The sequence below is a fragment of the Acinetobacter sp. AB03 genome, from assembly GCF_058107045.1.
This window is the reverse complement of the sequence record NZ_JBUEBA010000002.1, coordinates 469618-488346: the sequence shown is the minus strand read 5'-3', so window position 1 is coordinate 488346 and position 18729 is coordinate 469618. Positions and strand designations below refer to the sequence as shown.

Below are 18729 nucleotides of genomic sequence, written 5' to 3'. Positions count from 1 at the left end.
ATTAACTAGTAAAATTTTAAAAAGACAAAGTTTTAAAAATAAAAGACGTTTTGTTATAACCCTTACTACAGCATACTTCTTTCTAATCTTTAAAAGAGGATAGTTTTATGACATTTAGAAAAATTTACAATAAAATAAGATATTTTATTTACAAAAGGCTACTTTCCGATTGTGATCATTTAATTATTAAAAAAGAGTATCACTACCCGACGTTATTCTCAGGGAAAGGGAAAATTCATATTGAAATGGCTCAATTAGGTGTTACTCCTTCTCCATATTTTTATAATACTGTCGGATATATTGAAGCACGAAATAGTTCGGCACTAGTGACAATTAAAGATCATACAATTATTAATAATAATTTTGTAATTATTGCAGATAAAACCTCTATAACTATTGGTGAACACTGCTTAATTGGTCCAAATTTATTTATCACTGACTCTGATTTCCATGGCGTAGAAATAAAAGATCGATCAAATGGAAATTATCAATGCCTACCTGTTTCTATAGAGAATCATGTATTTATCGGAGAAAATGTGCGAATTTTAAAAGGAGTAACCATAGGAGAAGGATTCCGTCATTGGTAACAGTTCGGTCGTCACAAAAAGCGTACCACCACACTCGATTTACGCAGGAAATCCAGCTAAGTTACTAAAAAAACTGAGTTCAAACTAAATTTTCAGTTAAATTTATATTCTAAAAGAATCTTAATCTTTAAGAAAAACGCCTTTAACTTACTTATTTTTTTCATAGGATTAACAAGCAGTCTTTTTTTTACTATATATAAAGCCTGTGCATATTTAGGTTCATCTACATATTGATCTAGTATTTTTATCATTTCAGTATACATAAAAGTATTATCTGAGCTGATGTTAGAATCATGCTTACGATAATTAATCAGCAATTGTGGTATATAAACCATTTTTTTATTTAGTTTTGACATACGTAACAACAAATCCCAATCTTCTACCTTTACATTAGGATTATATCCGCCAACCTGCCTCAAAATGTCTGTTTTAAACATTTGTGAAGAGGCTGGTAGATCATGCTTATTCAGAAGAATATCTTCAAATCCAGTTTCAGAATATTCTCTTACCCGTGAGGAAAGTATTTGATTTTTATTGTTAATAATATTCACACCGCCAAAAACTCCCACAGTATCAGACTTAAACGAGCTAATCTGTAAGCTTGTTTTTTCAGGAAGCATCTGGTCGTCAGAAGCAATCACACAAAAATAATCTCCTTGAGCCCATTCTAAAGCTTCATTTAAGGTGTTACATAATCCCTTATTTGGACGATCCCGAAATTCAAACCGAGTGAATCTTTGCTCACATTCAATAAGCATTTCCTTTATTTTATTCACAGACTGATCAGTTGACCCATCATCAATAATAATTAATTCAATATTTTTATATGTTTGATTAATAACACTTCTAATACTATCCTGCACGAATACCGCATGGTTATAGCATGGGATAGCAATTGTAACTAAGGGTGTATCTAGTAAACTATCCATTACACTTTAAACTCATTACAAAGCTGAATGACTTTTTCAGCATCTTCAACTGTTAAAGTTGGTCCCATCGGCAAACTTAAAATTTCTGCATGAATTTGCTCAGAAACAGGATAACTTAGGCCATTCCATTCCTCATATGCTTGCTGCTTATGTGGTGGGATTGGATAATGGATTAAAGTTTGTACGCCATTTTCTGCTAAATACTTTTGCAATTCCATTCGATGCTTTGAACGAATTACAAATACATGCCAAACATGTTGCTGATCATTAAGTACATCTTTATTTACTTTTGGTAATTCAATGATTGGGTTATTAATTCCAGCCATATAAAGATTTGCAATCTGGCGTCGATTTTGTGTTTCATCATCCAAATGCTTTAATTTCACATCAAGTATTGCGGCTTGCATTTCATCTAATCGACTATTTACCCCCACGAATAAATTTTTATATTTCTCGTGTGATCCATAGTTACGCAATGCCTTCAATGTCTGTGCTAGCTCAGCATTATTCGTCGTAATCGCTCCAGCATCTCCTAGTGCACCTAGATTTTTGCCTGGATAGAAGCTAAAACCTGAAGCATCTCCCCAGTTACCCGCTTTTTTACAATCTAATTGGGCACCGTGACTTTGTGCAGAGTCTTCTAAAACCAATAAGTTATGTTTTTTTGCAATCTCCATAATGTCTGACATTGCAGCCAATTGACCATATAAATGGACAGGTAAAATCACTTTGGTTTTGGCTGTTATTGCTTCTTCTATTTTCAATGGATCAATATTGTAGGTGGCAAGATCTGGCTCAACTAAAACAGGCATTAGTTTATTTGCTGTAATTGCTAAAATACTGGCAATATAGGTATTTGAAGGAACAATCACTTCATCACCCTCTTGGAGTTGACCGAGTTCTTTCCAAGCACGTAAAGTTAAAATTAATGCATCTAAACCATTAGCCACGCCAATAGCAAATTTAACTCCACAATACTCTGCAAAGTTTTGTTCAAATTGTTCTAACTCTTTACCACCAATGTACCAGCCTGAATCAATAACACGCGTACAAGCTGCAATTAGCTCTTCACGATACTGCTGATTGATATTTTTTAAATCTAGAAAAGGAATCATGCTTCTATATAACCTTTGATGATTGCAGGATTACCTACTACGACAGCATTAGCTGGAACATCTTTCGTCACGACAGCCCCAGCCCCAATCAATGCATTTTGACCAATACAGATTCCAGGCAAAATGGTGGCATTTGCCCCAATGCTTGCGCCTTTTTCTACAATTGTTTGAGGAAACTCTTCTGGATAATGTTTTGAGCGAGGTTTTTTATCATTCGTAAAAGCAACACATGGACCGATAAAGACATTATCTTCTAATGTAATCCCATCCCAAATATAAACTCCTGATTTCACTGTAACATTGTTGCCAATGATGACGTCATTTTCAATAAGTGTATGTGCACAAATATTACAGTTAGCTCCAATTTCAGCTTCTGCTAAAATTACGCTGTATTGCCAAACACGTGTATCTAAACCAATTTTTTGTGTCTGTACATCGGCTAAAGGGTGGATAAAAGGCTTATGTATTTCTTTTAAGAAATCATCATAACTACGAATATAATCTGACTCATCATAATGATCGCTGGCCAAAACTAATAATAAGCAATCATCTGAAAAGTCGTGCATTTCATGCCAAACAAGAGGAGGTATTCGTAGTCCTTTGTTTGAACCTTCTAGCCACACTTCTTCTTTGGCTTTGCCACTATCCATCACCATTTTGCACTTTCCTTTTAAGCAAAAGGCAATTTGCTGAAGTGCTTTATGTGCATGAAAACCACGAGGGACATCTGGCTGAGTATCAAAAATGTAATACAACCTTTTTACGTCAAAAGGAATATTCTTATTTGATTCAATCACGACCAGAGAACCTCGTTGGTCCCCTAAATTGGGCAATTCAACCCACTCAATTAAACTCATTGCCCACTCCCCTGTTCGACCAAAGAGATTAAGTACTGACCATAGTCATTCTTACTCATGCTTTGCCCAGTGGATAAAACTTGTTCTTTGCTTAACCAGCCATGATTAAAAGCAATTTCCTCTAAACATGCTACTTTATAGCCTTGGCGTTTCTCTAATGTCTCTACAAATTGCGCCGCTTCGAGCAAACTTGCATGTGTACCTGTATCGAGCCATGCAAAACCTCGCCCAAGAAGCTCTACATTTAAATCACCACGTTCCAAATACATTTGGTTTACTGTAGTAATTTCTAATTCACCGCGTTCAGAAGGCTTGACTTGTTTGGCAATTTGAATCACTTCATTGTCATAGAAGTACAGTCCCGTTACCGCAAAATGAGACTTCGGATGCGTAGGCTTTTCTTCTAGGGAAATTGCTCGTTTCTGCTCGTCAAACTCAACTACACCAAAACGCTCAGGGTCTTTAACTTGATAACCAAAGACTGTTGCACCTTTTGCACGGGCAACGGCTTGTTTTAACATTGGCGTAAAGCCTTGACCATAGAAAATATTATCGCCTAGCACCAAACACACGTTACTATTGCCAATAAACGCTTCACCGATAATAAACGCTTGTGCCAAACCATCTGGACTTGGCTGAATAGCATATTGGAGACGAATACCAAATTGTGTACCATCACCCAGTAAACGCTCAAAGCTCTCTTTATCTTCTGGTGTTGTAATAATAAGGATATCCTGAATTCCTGCCAGCATGAGCACAGAAAGTGGATAATAAATCATTGGCTTATCATAAATAGGTAAAAGTTGCTTTGAAACACCCTTTGTAATTGGGTACAAACGTGTACCCGAGCCACCCGCCAGAATAATACCCTTTGTTGTTATTGCCATTATGCGTTTACACCTAATCTTTCACGTTGATAGCTACCATCTTGTACTCGATGGCACCAATCTAAATTATTTAAATACCATGCAACCGTTTTTCGTATACCTGTTTCGAAGGTTTCTTGTGGCGTCCAACCGAGTTCTTTTTCAATTTTTCCCGCATCTATGGCATAACGCAAATCATGCCCAGGACGATCTTCGACAAATTTAATAAGAGACTCATACTTTTGACCATTGGCTTGAGGCTTTAACTCATCCAAGATATTACAAATCGTTTTTACGACTTCAATATTTTGTTTTTCGTTATGTCCACCAATATTATAGGTTTGCCCTACAGCGCCTGTAGTAACAACTTGATACAGCGCACGTGCATGATCTTCAACAAAAAGCCAATCCCGAATCTGATCACCCTTACCATAAATAGGTAAAGGTTTCATATCTAGAGCATTGAGAATAACTAAAGGGATTAGTTTCTCTGGAAAATGATATGGCCCATAATTATTTGAACAATTGGTCACAATTGTTGGCAAACCATAGGTTCTGTGCCATGCGCGAACCAAATGATCTGAACTTGCCTTACTTGCCGAATATGGTGAACTTGGTGCATATGGTGTTGTTTCTTTAAAAAGGTCCGTCGTTCCCTCTAAATCACCATACACTTCATCCGTTGAAATATGATGAAAGCGAAAAGATTCTTTTACTTCTGCGGTTAGACTTAGCCAATATTTTCGTGCAGCTTCTAATAAACTATAAGTTCCCACAATATTGGTTTGGATAAATGTAGCAGGACCATCAATTGAGCGGTCGACATGCGATTCGGCAGCCAAATGCATCACTACATTCGGTTGAAAGTTTTCAAAGATTTTTTCTAATTCAACCTGATCACAAATATCGGTTTGGAAAAATTGATAGCGTTCACTTTGTTCAATCGATTGAAGTGACTCCAGATTACCTGCATAAGTCAACTTATCGACATTTAAAACATGATGATGGGTGTTTTCAATAATATGACGTATTACTGCTGAACCAATAAATCCAGCGCCACCAGTTACTAGAATGCGCATTTCAAGCTGTTCCTATCATTTCATCACATTTATATTTTGATTTTTTAAATAAGGTATCAACGTATTCAGTTTAAGTATCAAATCAACTTTTATTTAAACTCAACACGCTGAGCCACTAACGCATATTTCACTTGCTTCAATATACGTAAAATCTCCAGTTGAACTTTAGCCCAGCCCTTCTTCTTTTGCTTTTTCATCCGCGCTTTACGCTCTGCAAGCAAGTCACTTGAAAGTTTCGTTTTTTTTTCAGGAAATAACATCATTTCCTGTATACATAAAGCAGGCGTCATCTGATACACGGGATGAATTTTATGACATATAAATTCATCAAACATCACTTGGTCTAGTGGGATCAATTGAATTTGTTCAACATACTTCAAATATTTTTGAGCACCTTCAATACTCAAGATATAACCTGCAGTCCCCAAATTTTTTCCCATGAGTTGAACAATATGACGCATGCCATTTGATATTTTAGACTGAGTTTTACCTAGAAAAACCTGATCTGCAAATGCTTCCGTCTTAATAATGTCCCAATTGGGGTTGATCCAGCCTGCGTTATTTAATAATTCAGCAGCAGCATCACCTAAATACACATCATCTTCAAAAATAGCCAAATGAGGAATGTGCTCATCTACCATTTTTTGCCAAATCGAGACATGACTCATAAAACAAGCCAACTCACCTGGACTTAAAAAGTCTTCCTGAATGTTAAGCTGCATTTTTTCAGCTAGAGGACGAGCCAGATCAGGCGTTAACGCATCGAAAAACTCAAACCCAATATTTTGTTTGCCGAACTCTTGTACGATGTGCTCACGACGCGCTGTGGCTGTCTTTAAGCTGATGACTATATTTTTCATATCAATACTACTTACTTCGATGCAACCAAATGCTTCATGGCATAAAATTTATCACGCCACATCCGTTTTTGTTTTTTAAGGCCGTGAGAAAAACTACGCCCTTCTTTTTCTTTACGAGAAATACCTTGTGCTGCCACGGTGCCTAAGATATCACTATCCAACCCAGCAGGTTTCACTAAGGCAGGCCATACACCTAATCCCTTCCCATTTTTACTGAGCCAGGTTTGGAAGAAAATGTCGACAGGCATGGTCATTTTTCTCCCAGCTTGCATAAATGCTTCTGCACCTTGACGTGACCACACCAAACCTAAACCACGAATAGGAAAATAAAAAGCATGCCATAAGCTCATACCCTCAACATTCGTAATATCTTTAGCTAGCTTTTTCTTTTTGGTTGCAATGTTAATCAAATACCAATCCAGCTCTTTATGCTGATCGAGATACTCAATCACACCATCAAGTTTGTCTTTGAAGTCTTGGTTGATTTTCATATCATCTTCAAGCACCACCAAATAATCAGCATCTGTACTTAAAAATTTTTGTGCACAGCCATAATGACTTAAATAGCAGCCCAACTCCGAATTCATCAGTTTACGGCCAAGTACGTCGTTCGCCCCTTGATCATCGTAGTTTGCAAATTCAGTTAACTCTTTACCACGTCCATCTACTGCAGAAAAGCGTTCAAAAGGCCAGTTGACTTGATTCAGCTGCTGAGTTGCTCTTTCAAGTCGTTCCTGACTGCCGTCCAAATTAATCAAATAAGTAACAACTTTCATCATGAACCTTTAAACTAAAACTGAATGGGGCAAATAGCCTGCTAATTTTTCCTGCATAGCCATACTGATTTTCTTTGCAGCATCACTATCAAGCTGATCCAAACTCTGTATGCAGCCATACTTAATCTCAGGATTATGTAGCGCTTGTATAAAACTATTCAAACTGTCCTGATTTTTAAGATAGGCCAACTCGAGATCAGGCTTTAACTCAGCCTGCTGTTTTTGAATCTTAATGTGGTTCATTAATGAAATTGGATTCAGCTGTTCTACACTACGAAATTTAAACTTGATCTGCGTTTCTAAAAGCTGTGGATGCTCAAGCAAATACTCTTTTAATGCATGACGATCTACAATATGTGGATAATGATGGATTTCAAAAAATTTATTGAATCCCAAAATATCTGCGCCAAGCATCTGTGCAATCATATGTTTCGGCTGAATTGGCTTTCCAAATTGGCGACTCATCAGCTGGCGATATTTGAGCTTTGCTTTGAGTGCAAAACTATTTTGCCAATGACCATAAATCACCAAGCTTTCCGCTTTTAAAAAGTCTTCGATTTGTGCAGGCGCATTAAAAAAGAAATCGTCATTGAGATAGATAAAATAATCCGATAGCCCATCAATATTCCAAAGCATACTTTCAATAGAACGGGTATTGAAAGTCGGTAAATATTCTTCAAAACCTCTGAAAATTTTTCGGTGATCAACCACACGAATTTTATCCGCAGCGCACAAACCTTGCGCTGCAAATTCATCGATAAACTCAGGACGCTGATTATCTGCCACCACATAGATATGTCGACAGAACGGTACATATTTCAAAATGGAAGCGATGTTGTAATAAATTTCGTTATTACTGGCAAAACGCGTCGCACTGACCGCATCAGATGCATCTTCACCGGTCAGATATTTATGGCGTTTCTTTTTTAATTCAAGATCATTGCCATCTACCCAGGCAATCACGATATCAATATTTTGCATTCACTTGATCACTTCAAAATCTGAGTCTAAATAAGCAATTATTGCCACGCATCCTTAATCCACTGTGATGGCAATACATAACGATACCATTTCCCACCACCACCATTTACTGCATCAGGTGGATTAATTTCCCCATGGAAAACAATAATTTTTGCACCTTCGGGTTTTATAGGGGGCTTAAAGTATGCCAACGGAATTTTTTGCAAACAGTGATATTTGTAGCTCTTACACCAACTATCAGGCCAGTAAGAAAGTTTTTTCTCTTGATCGACATACCAAGACAAATAAGCTTGCTCATTGCGGAACTTTTGACGAATTTCATCAAAATGTTCACGAAAATAGGGCATCAATCCAGGAAAAGCTCCCAGTTTAAAACGGTAAACCGAGCTGTTGCCTGTAATCCGCCAAGGACGTTTCCAGTCATGAATAATTAGGAAGTCCCCAGGATGGGTAAAGAAACTGTCAATATTGTCAACAATCACTACATCCAAGTCTAAAAAGAGTGCATTACCTTGTAAGCCGTACAAGTCTGGCTCAAATGTAGACAATTTATTCCAGCCACGTTCAGGACTTCCCTCTGGGAGTGCCAAAGGTGGAATGGGGAAACATTGAACTGCAGGATCGATTCCTTCGGTGCGGTCTGTTAGACAAACCATTTTAAAATCAACCGTGGTGTGACGCTTCACCATGTTATATAAACGATTGACGTACTCGGCCCCATATTTGGTGCCCCATTTCATGCATAACACAATATTTTGATCTGTCTGTGTTTCAGCCTGTTTTAACAATGAGTCGTTTACGTTTTCCTGCATGTTCTATCATCCACCAGCATTCTGCGTTGTATCATAACATTTCTTGCAATAAGTTAGTGTATGGCTTTTTCAAAGCCCTCATAATACTCAAAAATAGTTTGTGCTATGATACGAAATCGCTTTGTGTAAATCCTTTGCAAGGTACACTTAAGCCCTCATATGAAGAATATATAATCAGGTTGATATGAAAATAGCAGTTGCAGGCACAGGTTACGTCGGCCTTTCTAATGCCATGATCTTCTCACAACATCATGAAGTGATTGCACTAGACATCATCGACACGAAAGTTGACATGTTGAATCAAAAAATCTCTCCGATTCAAGACGCAGATATATCGACATTTTTAAGCGAGAAACCGCTCAATTTTCGTGCCACAACTGACAAATATGAAGCCTATCAAGGCGCTGATTTTGTCATTATTGCAACACCCACCGACTATGATACGCAAACTAATTATTTCAACACACAGAGTGTGGAAAGTGTCATTCGAGATGTAGTCGAGATCAACCCTCAGGCAACCATGATTATCAAATCAACAGTGCCAGTGGGCTTTACTCAAAAAGTCAAAAGCCAATATCACACTGAAAATGTCATCTTCTCTCCTGAGTTCTTACGTGAAGGAAAGGCGTTGCATGACAACCTTTATCCATCTCGGATTATTGTCGGTGAAAAGTCACAACGTGCTCAGTTGTTTGCAGATATGCTGATCGAAGGGGCAATCAAAAAAGATAGTCCTGTATTGTTTACCGATTCAACTGAAGCTGAAGCAATCAAGTTATTTGCCAATACCTATCTCGCAATGCGTGTCGCCTACTTTAATGAACTCGATACCTATGCCCAGTCCTTCGGTCTGGATACCCGTCAAATTATTGAAGGCGTATGTTTAGATCAACGCATTGGCAATCATTATAACAACCCATCGTTTGGCTATGGTGGCTATTGTCTGCCGAAGGACACCAAACAACTTCTTGCCAACTACAATCAAGTGCCGAGTAACTTGATTCAGGCCATTGTAGATTCCAACAGTACGCGTAAAGACTTTATTGCAGACTCTATCATTGCAAAAAATCCTAATACCGTCGGCATTTATCGTTTAGTGATGAAAAGTGGCTCCGATAACTTCCGTGCGTCAGCGATCCAAGGCGTCATGAAACGCATCAAAGCCAAAGGCATTGATGTGATTGTTTATGAACCAACATTAAATGAAGATGAATTTTTCAAATCCAAAGTGATTAATGATTTAGAACAATTTAAACAACAAAGTGATGTCATCATCGCCAATCGTAAGTCACAGGACTTAAGTGATGTTGAAGACAAAATCTATACCCGTGATATTTTTGGAGGCGATGAATGAACGTTTTAGTAACAGGTGCAGCAGGCTTTATCGGCTTTCATGTCTCTAAAAAACTACTCGAGCGTGGTGATACTGTTGTCGGTTTTGACAATATGAATGATTATTATGATCCTGCTTTAAAGCAAGCACGTATCGACTTATTACATCAAACTGCTCAGCAAAGTGCTGGCCAATTTGACTTCATTCAAGCCAATCTTGCCGATACAACAGCAGTTGATCAATGCTTTCAACAACACCAATTTGACCGTGTGATTCACTTGGCTGCACAAGCAGGCGTGCGCTACTCACTTGAAAATCCAATGAGTTATGTAGAAAGTAATATTATTGGCTTTACCAATATTATTGAAGCTTGCCGCTATGCGAAAACACCACATCTGACCTATGCCAGCACCAGCAGCGTATACGGTGCAAATACCACCATGCCTTTTAGTGAGCAGCATGGTGTCAATCATCCTATTCAGTTTTATGCAGCAACCAAACGTGCAAATGAATTAATGGCGCATAGCTATAGTCACCTATTTCAATTGCCAACCACAGGCTTACGTTTCTTTACGGTCTATGGACCTTGGGGACGTCCCGATATGGCGCTGTTTAAGTTCACCAAAAACATCATTGCGGGTCAATCAATTCCCGTATTTAACCATGGTAATCACACCCGTGATTTCACATTTGTTGAAGACATTGCTGAAGGCGTGATTCGCTCAAGCGATCAAATTGCTGAGGCCAATCCAAATTGGGACAGCAATCACCCAGATCCAGCAACCAGCAATGCGCCTTTCCGTATATTCAACATTGGCAATAACAATCCTGTGAAACTCATCGAATATATTCAAGCAATTGAAAAAGCCGTTGGCCAAGAAGCCATCTTAGAATTGCTTCCACTTCAAGCAGGTGATGTACCTGATACCTTCGCAGATAGCAGCGCTTTAGAAAAAAGTGTGGAGTATAAACCATCTGTTTCAGTTGAAGATGGTGTGAAACAATTTGTAGATTGGTATCGTGACTTTTATCAGGTTTAATTTAGAAAAAATACTAAAGCATAAAAAAGGGCTCCGAAGAGCCCTTTTCCACCAAATCACTTATTTTACATAAGTTAACCAGTGTGCGTATTTCGGGTCTTTACCCTTAACTGCATTAAAGAATGTGGTTTGAATTTGTTCAGTAATAGGACCACGCGTACCTGAACCGATTTCACGATCATCATATTCACGAATAGGCGTCACTTCAGCAGCTGTACCTGTAAAAAATGCTTCATCTGCAATGTAGAATTCATCACGTGTAATACGACGCTCAACCACGTCATAGCCCAAGTCTTTTGCGATGGTAATAATGGTTTGACGCGTAATACCATCCAGTGCACCACCCGCGATATCTGGCGTATGTAAAACACCATCTTTCACCAAGAATACGTTTTCACCAGAACCTTGGCATACATAACCTTGGGGGTCGAGCAACATTGCTTCATCATAGCCAGAATGCGCTACTTCTTGGTGAGCCAAAATCGACAAGGTATAGTTACCTGACGCTTTCGCTTTACACATCGTCACGTTTGGATGGTGATGGGTAAATGATGAAGTTTTCACACGAATACCTTTCGCCATTGCTTCGTCACCAAGGTACGCACCCCAGCTCCACGCAGCAACCACCGCATGAATCGTATTGTCTGTTGCAGCAATACCTAATTTTTCCGATCCAATAAAAATAATTGGACGCAAGTAGCAAGACGCTAATTTATTTTCACGAACCACATCAATTTGAGCTTGCTCTAGTGTTGCTTGATCAAATGGGACTTTCATTTGATAAATTTTTGCAGAGTTCAATAAACGCTTAGTGTGTTCTTTTAAACGGAAAATAGCCGTGCCATTCGGTGTTTCATAGGCACGGACACCTTCAAACACACCCATGCTGTAGTGCAAGGTATGTGTTAGTACGTGAGTTTTTGCCTCACGCCAGTCAACCAATTGTCCATCTTGCCAAATAAAACCATCACGATCAGCCAAATTCATGACACACACTCCAAATTTATATACACAGTCATGTTACCCAATGCTCACGATTGAGCTTGGATCAATTAATCTTTGCCATAATTTGCAAACGATCACTCGGGTATCGCGCCAGTCCGCAGCATTTACTTGCATGGATTGATTCGCAAGGGCTAAACGGTGGCTCTCGGCTCGTTCACTGAGATAAGCTTGAATCAATGCAGTCGCATCGTCACTGGATAAGCAACTGGCTTTTGCGGCGTCTTCAAGGATTCGTACATTGTCGGAATAATGGGCAAGATCTGGATGAGATCCGCTCCATGCCAACACAGCATACTGTGCCATAAATTCGATATCGACGATACCACCTGCATCTTGTTTTAAATGAAAAATTCCATCTTTTTGTTGTTCTTTAGAAGAACCCAAATGGTCCTTCATTTTTTGACGCATCTTCAGCACTTCTGCGCGTACATTTTCCTCATCTCTTGGCTGTGTCAAAATCCGACAGCGCAATGCTTCAAATTTATCACGCAAACTTGGCTCACCTGCAATCGAGCGAGCACGCACCAATGCTTGATGCTCCCAGACCCATGCATTTTTCAACTGATATTGCTCAAAGGCTTTTAAACTGGTGACCAAGACCCCCGCTTCACCCGATGGGCGTAAGCGCGTATCGATTTCATAAACCCGACCATCGAGGGTCTGCGTGGTCATCAGCGACATAAATTTCTGCGCAACACGCATTGCAAACTCAAATCCACTGATCGACTTCAGCCCATCGGTATCGGCTTGCTCATCCATATAATGAATAAAGACCAGATCTAAGTCCGAGCCATAACCCAGCTCAATCCCACCAACCTTGCCATAACCCACAACAGCAAATGCCAAATGATCGATCGAACAGCGCTTTCCTTCAACATCGAGCGGATAACCATGTTTCTTTGCCGTCATTTGGTAAGCTAAATTTAAAGTTGTACTGACCGAAACTTCTGCAATATCCGTCAAAGCATCGGATACTTTCATCAACGGACTTTCAGCCAAAACATCACTAGCCGCAACTGCCAAAACATTGGATTTTTTAAATAGACGCAGCACACGCATCAAATCTTCAACGTCATCAAGCTCAATACGAAGCAACTGTTGACGCAACGAATCTTCCAAATCTTGACGGCGCGGCAGCTCAAAGTCCATGGACAAAAATTCATCCAATAGCACTGGATAATGGGTCAATTCTTCACAAATCCATGGACTTACGGTTGCCATTTTCACCAAGCGCTGTAAAGCCCCTTTACTCTCAATCAACATGACCAAATATACCGTACGGCGCATCACAGACTCGACCAAAGGCATGAGGCGAAGCAACGCGGCTTGCGGCTTATCTGACTGTAAAATCGCTTCAATCAAATGCGGCCAAAACATTTTTAAACGCTGCACCGCTTTTGCAGGCAGTTTTTTCAGCGCATGACCATTCCAAAATTCATGAATGAGGTTTTTTGCATTCGCATCCAACACCTCATTTAAACGCGCTTCTAACTGACTAAAGCTTTCTACGAAAGGGTCATGTTCTTTTTCTTTAATTAAATGCTCAAACTGGTAAATAACTTTGGCGCGCTTTTGGTTTAAGTACTCAATAAATGCATCCCAACTGACAAAACCCAAGGTGTCAATCATCCTTTGTCTGAGTTCTGGTTCTGTTGGCAAAGACTGCGTTTGTTGATCATTTAGAGCTTGAATGGCATGCTCTACACGGCGCAGAAATAAGTAGGCATTTTCCAACTCACCGACCGCTTGACCATCCAGTAAACCCACTTCACCCAAATGATGCAAGCTCACTAAACATTGACGGTCTTGTAATTCTAATTTTGCCCCACCATAAATTAGCTGAAAAACCTGCACAATAAATTCGACTTCACGGATACCGCCTGCACCCAGCTTAATATCATCTTCGATATTGCGGCGTAATACTTCACGCTCAATCATGGCTTTCATTTCGCGCATGGCTTCAAAAGCGGTGTAATCGACATACTTACGGAACACGAAAGGACGAGTCATGTCCAACAACTCATCCCCCTCTTTGCCCCCTGCCACAATCCGCGCTTTAATCCACGCATAGCGCTCCCACTCGCGCCCATGTTGGCTTAAATACTTCTCCAGCGCCGCATGACTAATCGCCAGTGCAGAACCATCACCCCAAGGACGCAAGCGCATATCCACACGGAAGACAAAACCATCAGCCGTGATATGGTCCAACAAGTAAATGAGCTTCTGACCCCACAAAATGCAAAACTGTTGTACGTCTATGCATTTACGACCATCAGTTTCACCTTGTTCATCAAAAGCAAAAATCAAGTCAATATCACTGGACAGATTCAGCTCTTGTGCACCGAGCTTCCCCATCGCGACCACAATTAAATCTTGAATTTTATGGTTATAGCCCACAGGCTGACCATGTTTAGCCACCAATGGCGCTAAGGCAAACGCTTTTGCCACACAAATGGCTGCATCAGCAAAATCAGATAACTCCCGTGTTAGCGTCATCACATCGATCAGTTGATTGGCATCCTGCCAAATCCAGCGAAACATTAAACGCGCACGTAAAATTCGGATGGTGCGCATCCATGTGGTTTCATCACTGATCTCTTTTAAGGTGTTTTGAACGACATCGAAAATTTGTTCGGTGGTCAATGGCTGAGAAAATTGATCAATTGCATAATCTTGTTCAAGATAAACCTGATGTATAGATAGGACTTGTTCCGCATATTGACTTGCGCGCAATGTCTTTTGCAATTGCTCAGCATTCATGATCGACCCTTTCGCATTGTTTTGGTTATTTATAACAGCAGATCATGAGATTAGGCGAATTATTTTATAAGAAAAGTATGATTATTCACTAAATTCTTGCTGGGATGTCTCGAGTGACAATGCTTGATGTGCGCTGTTCGAACGTGGCAGGCTGACGATAAAAGTTGAACCGACACCTTCTTTAGATGTGACTGAAATTTCACCTTTATTCAAATCAACAAAACGCTTACACAACACCAGACCTAGCCCCGTACCTTTCTCCCCAGCTGTCCCCTTAAAACTAACGGTTAGTTTCGGTTCAAACAAAGATTCAATTTGCCCCAAGGTCATACCTAAACCCGTATCTTGAATGTAGATATCAATAAAATCATCACGCTGTTTGGCATCAATCGTCACAACACCTTCGCCATGCATATGGGTAAATTTCAGTGCATTTGAGACCAAGTTTTGGATCACCGAAGTTACCATATTGATATCTGCAAAAATTTTTAAATCATCGGGGACACGGTCAATCAGTTGAATATTTTTATTGATGGCCAACGCATGCAACACATCAAAAACAATTTGAGAGGACTGCTTAAGCTTGTAATGGATGGGGTGATAAACAAAGCGCCCGCCTTCTGCCATCGCCCAATTCAATAAACTCTCCAACAAGCTATAAGTCGATTGTGCTGTATCATGCAGATAATCTGCAATGCTTTGCACACCAGACTCATCCAAACTTTTGCGCTCTTCAGCCAACACTTCTGAGAATCCAATTAAGCCATGAAAAGGGGCTCTTAAATCATGTGCAATAATTTGGAAAAATTTGGTTTTACTGACATTCATGGCCACCTGTTGTTCATACAACTCTTTGAGCTCCGCATTTTCTATGCGCAAATGCAGCAGATTAAGAAATCCAGATGCTAGTTCATAGACATTTTCTACAGCATCCTGCGTAAAAGCGTCCAACTGTTCATCAAAGAAAATCACTTGCCCTACAGATTTATCCGATGCCTTTAAATCCAATGCGATGATCCGCTGATGTTTAAACCCTAAAGCACTCACCTGCTGAGAAAGATGATGATAATGGCAATGCAGGCTATCAATCGCAATCTCCCCTTCAAAATGAGTAGCAAAATTGGCTGCAGCGGGTAACTGAAAAGCATTGAATGCGTGTTTGCCCGCATACCAACTATAAGGTTCATTGCTAAACGTTAGAATTGCGGCATGTGCACCTAAAATTTTTCGCGCAAATTTGAGAAAGCTCTTAATTTTATTGTCATTACTGTTCACGCCCAACAATAAAGATAAGTGACAAGCACTTAACTGTTCTGTATCAGACCCGATATCTAGCAATTGAATACCCATTTCTGCCTCATCTTTTGTGATTTTCGGCACAAACCTATTATTTACTTGTATTTATTAGCAAATTTTCAACATTAAAACAATATAAAAATACAATAATACAAGCGTGGCATTTAACAAAAAAAATTAATTATTTCAGAATTTTATCTTGTGACTACTTTCTCTTTTTGAAAACTCGTTATTTATCAGAAGGATTAAAACAAAATTGTGAGTCCATCATATGAGGACATAATTAAGCAAACCCGCAACAAACATTCAATTGCTTTAAGCCATCTGTAATGTTTTATGGCGATTTGATTCAAATCTTAAATTTCAGGCAATAAAAAACCCAAGACTGAATATGCTTGGGTTTTTTAATATCTTGGTCCCGAGGGTCGGACTCGAACCGACACGTCATCTCTGACAGCGGATTTTGAGTCCGCCGCGTCTACCAATTTCACCACCTCGGGAAGGTGTTGATGCGTATATTAAACTTTTTGAAAAACTTGTCAATGCAAGTTGATAGTAATTGGCTATTTTTAAGTCACATTTGATTTTTTAGCTTTATATTTGTGCAATTTCAGCGTTTTTCTGCAAAAACGCATATACTAAGCGCAATTTTGACCTCCCTTATTTTGACGCTGCTTTCCGATCATGCAACTTTCTGATTTTAATTTCGACCTCCCTGATGAACTCATTGCCCGTTACCCTTTAGACACGCGTAGTGCTTCTCGACTGTTACACCTCGATGCTCAAGGTCAGCATCATGACTTTCAATTCACCGACATTTTAGATTTGCTCAATGCAGGTGATTTACTGGTCTTAAATGACACCAAAGTGATGAAAGCACGCCTCAAAGGCAAACGTGCCAGCGGTGGAGCTGTCGAGGTTCTGGTAGAACGCATGCAAGATGCATTTATTGCACACTGCCACATCAAAGCTAGTAACACACCCAAAGCAGGCGCTGAGCTCTTTATTGGCCCAGATGCCGTTAAAGTCACTATACTAGGTCGTCATGAAAATTTATTTATTGTGGAGTTTTCCCAGCCAATTTTAACGGTGCTGGAATTATACGGACAACTTCCGATCCCTCCCTACTTCAACCGTGAAGCTGAAGCCATTGATACCGAGCGTTATCAAACAGTATTTAATGATCCAACCAAGTTAGCCAGTGTCGCTGCACCTACCGCAAGCTTACACTTCGACCAAAAGCTGTTGGATCAACTTGAAGCCAAAGGTATTCAGAAAACCTTTGTCACTTTACACGTGGGTGCTGGTACCTTTCTGCCTGTACGTACCGATGACATTGCCAATCACATTATGCACAGTGAATGGTGTGATGTTCCTGAGCATTCAGTTGAGCTTATTCGTCAAACCAAAGCGCGTGGTAATAAAGTCATTTCTGTCGGAACGACAGCGACACGTGCGGTTGAAAGTGCAGCGCAGGCACATGATGGTGAACTCAAAGCTTGGACTGGAGATACCCAAATTTTTATCTACCCAGGTTATGAGTTCAAAGTGGTGGATCGTCTTATCACCAACTTCCATCTGCCTGAATCGACTCTCTTGATGTTGGTTTCAGCGCTATCAAATCGTGATAATATTTTGATGGCTTATCAACATGCAGTTGCAAACCAGTACCGCTTCTTTAGTTATGGCGATGCCATGTTAGTTGACCAACTTCAACCCAAATAAGAACCTCACATGCCTCTCGATACGATCAAACATTCTATTCATATTCGACGTAAAAAGAATCAGGTCGTGTTTGATAATATCGACAAGCTTTGGGGCATTGCTCGGAGTGCGGACACTGCCCAAGAAATCTTGGATCGGTTGCATCCATGGAAAGCACCGATTACCCTTAAATTTGAACAAGTTTAGTGGCGCATTCTCGCTTCTTTAGGGGCGAGTCAAGCCACTTTTAGCACTCAGGTTTTTTGAGCGTTTAACTGCTATTTCAGATGGTGGTTGTCTTTGGTTTTCAATGTACTGTTTAACCGTTTCAAGGCTTGCACCACCACACGAAACTACACAGTAACTAGGCGACCAAAAATGATTACCCCATAGCTTTGTTTTAATTGAGTCCCAAAAGCTTTTTCGTAGCAAATAAGAACTTTTCCCTTTTAGTTTTCCAGCTAGATTAGAGATAGCAATTTTAGGGTGAACATTAACCATCATGTGAACATGGTCATCCTCGCCATTAAACTCCATCAACTCACAATCCATTTGTTCGCAGGTTTCCTTCATTATTTCTTTTAATGAATCTAACATTTCTTGGGTTAGCACATCTCTACGGTATTTAGTTACAAATACTAGATGAACATAATTCTTAAAAATACAGCTTCTACCTGTTCTCCACTCATACATTTTTATCACATACTAGATTTACTTAAGATAAAAGAT

Annotated in this window: 18 protein-coding genes and 1 tRNA gene; 5 read left to right on the top strand and 14 right to left on the bottom strand. The window is 39.6% G+C overall.

Annotation, left to right across the window (positions count from 1 at the left end; genetic code table 11):
• Nucleotides 1–107 precede the first annotated feature (107 nt).
• A complete protein-coding gene (locus tag ACY3FQ_RS02700; RefSeq protein ID WP_489773595.1) occupies nt 108–587 on the top strand; it encodes a DapH/DapD/GlmU-related protein in 480 nt (159 codons plus the stop codon).
• Nucleotides 588–679: 92 nt separating this feature from the next.
• Here ACY3FQ_RS02700 and ACY3FQ_RS02695 read toward each other — a convergent pair whose 3' ends face one another.
• From ACY3FQ_RS02695 to ACY3FQ_RS02655, 9 genes are all read right to left on the bottom strand, one after another.
• On the bottom strand, nt 680–1516 hold the full coding sequence (locus tag ACY3FQ_RS02695) for a glycosyltransferase family 2 protein (RefSeq protein WP_489773594.1): 837 nt from the start codon (nt 1514–1516) through the stop codon (nt 680–682).
• Nucleotides 1516–2631 (bottom strand): DegT/DnrJ/EryC1/StrS family aminotransferase, encoded by a 1116-nt coding sequence (locus ACY3FQ_RS02690; protein ID WP_489773593.1) that lies wholly within the window; start codon nt 2629–2631, stop codon nt 1516–1518. The genes ACY3FQ_RS02695 and ACY3FQ_RS02690 overlap by 1 nt, the downstream gene beginning before the upstream one ends.
• The gene (locus ACY3FQ_RS02685; protein ID WP_489773592.1) at nt 2628–3488 is read right to left on the bottom strand and encodes a WxcM-like domain-containing protein; all 861 of its coding nucleotides are present in this window, start codon (nt 3486–3488) and stop codon (nt 2628–2630) included. The genes ACY3FQ_RS02690 and ACY3FQ_RS02685 overlap by 4 nt, the downstream gene beginning before the upstream one ends.
• A complete protein-coding gene (gene rfbA, locus ACY3FQ_RS02680) occupies nt 3485–4375 on the bottom strand; it encodes a glucose-1-phosphate thymidylyltransferase RfbA (protein WP_489773591.1) in 891 nt (296 codons plus the stop codon). Before rfbA ends, ACY3FQ_RS02685 begins: the two co-directional genes overlap by 4 nt.
• Complete coding sequence (gene rfbB, locus ACY3FQ_RS02675) at nt 4375–5433, bottom strand: dTDP-glucose 4,6-dehydratase (protein ID WP_489773590.1); 1059 nt, start codon at nt 5431–5433, stop codon at nt 4375–4377. The genes rfbA and rfbB overlap by 1 nt, the downstream gene beginning before the upstream one ends.
• An 89-nt stretch (nt 5434–5522) precedes the next feature.
• Nucleotides 5523–6293 carry a glycosyltransferase family 25 protein gene (locus tag ACY3FQ_RS02670; protein ID WP_489773589.1) on the bottom strand — a complete coding sequence of 257 codons (771 nt, stop codon included), beginning with the start codon at nt 6291–6293 and terminating at the stop codon, nt 5523–5525.
• Nucleotides 6294–6304: 11 nt separating this feature from the next.
• Complete coding sequence (locus ACY3FQ_RS02665) at nt 6305–7069, bottom strand: glycosyltransferase family 25 protein (protein ID WP_489774382.1); 765 nt, start codon at nt 7067–7069, stop codon at nt 6305–6307.
• A 9-nt stretch (nt 7070–7078) separates the two neighbouring features.
• Nucleotides 7079–8050, bottom strand: a complete 972-nt coding sequence (locus tag ACY3FQ_RS02660; protein ID WP_489773588.1) for a stealth family protein — start codon at nt 8048–8050, stop codon at nt 7079–7081.
• A 38-nt stretch (nt 8051–8088) separates the two neighbouring features.
• On the bottom strand, nt 8089–8862 hold the full coding sequence (locus ACY3FQ_RS02655) for a glycosyltransferase (protein WP_489773587.1): 774 nt from the start codon (nt 8860–8862) through the stop codon (nt 8089–8091).
• Nucleotides 8863–9046: 184 nt separating this feature from the next.
• On the opposite strand from ACY3FQ_RS02655, the gene ACY3FQ_RS02650 reads away from it, so the two are divergent.
• A complete protein-coding gene (locus tag ACY3FQ_RS02650) occupies nt 9047–10216 on the top strand; it encodes a nucleotide sugar dehydrogenase (RefSeq protein ID WP_062031440.1) in 1170 nt (389 codons plus the stop codon).
• The gene (locus ACY3FQ_RS02645; RefSeq protein ID WP_489773586.1) at nt 10213–11235 is read left to right on the top strand and encodes an NAD-dependent epimerase; all 1023 of its coding nucleotides are present in this window, start codon (nt 10213–10215) and stop codon (nt 11233–11235) included. The genes ACY3FQ_RS02650 and ACY3FQ_RS02645 overlap by 4 nt, the downstream gene beginning before the upstream one ends.
• A 60-nt stretch (nt 11236–11295) precedes the next feature.
• On the opposite strand, the gene ACY3FQ_RS02640 is transcribed toward ACY3FQ_RS02645, so the two are convergent.
• The 4 genes from ACY3FQ_RS02640 to ACY3FQ_RS02625 form a co-directional block, all read right to left on the bottom strand.
• On the bottom strand, nt 11296–12222 hold the full coding sequence (locus ACY3FQ_RS02640) for a branched-chain amino acid transaminase (protein ID WP_004983545.1): 927 nt from the start codon (nt 12220–12222) through the stop codon (nt 11296–11298).
• A 33-nt stretch (nt 12223–12255) separates the two neighbouring features.
• A complete protein-coding gene (gene glnE / locus ACY3FQ_RS02635) occupies nt 12256–15000 on the bottom strand; it encodes a bifunctional [glutamate--ammonia ligase]-adenylyl-L-tyrosine phosphorylase/[glutamate--ammonia-ligase] adenylyltransferase (RefSeq protein ID WP_489773585.1) in 2745 nt (914 codons plus the stop codon).
• 81 nt (nt 15001–15081) lie between these two features.
• Entirely contained in the window at nt 15082–16350 is a 1269-nt protein-coding gene (locus ACY3FQ_RS02630) for a sensor histidine kinase (RefSeq protein ID WP_489773584.1), read from the bottom strand.
• Between the two features lie 359 nt (nt 16351–16709).
• Nucleotides 16710–16796 (bottom strand) — tRNA-Leu (locus ACY3FQ_RS02625).
• Nucleotides 16797–16980: 184 nt separating this feature from the next.
• On the opposite strand from ACY3FQ_RS02625, the gene queA reads away from it, so the two are divergent.
• Entirely contained in the window at nt 16981–18021 is a 1041-nt protein-coding gene (queA, locus tag ACY3FQ_RS02620) for a tRNA preQ1(34) S-adenosylmethionine ribosyltransferase-isomerase QueA (protein ID WP_183175143.1), read from the top strand.
• Between the two features lie 9 nt (nt 18022–18030).
• Nucleotides 18031–18207, top strand: a complete 177-nt coding sequence (locus tag ACY3FQ_RS02615; RefSeq protein ID WP_010327521.1) for a hypothetical protein — start codon at nt 18031–18033, stop codon at nt 18205–18207.
• Between the two features lie 18 nt (nt 18208–18225).
• Here the strand turns inward: ACY3FQ_RS02615 and tnpA are convergent, their stop codons facing one another.
• Nucleotides 18226–18693 (bottom strand): IS200/IS605 family transposase, encoded by a 468-nt coding sequence (gene tnpA, locus ACY3FQ_RS02610; protein WP_010327522.1) that lies wholly within the window; start codon nt 18691–18693, stop codon nt 18226–18228.
• Nucleotides 18694–18729: the final 36 nt, after the last annotated feature.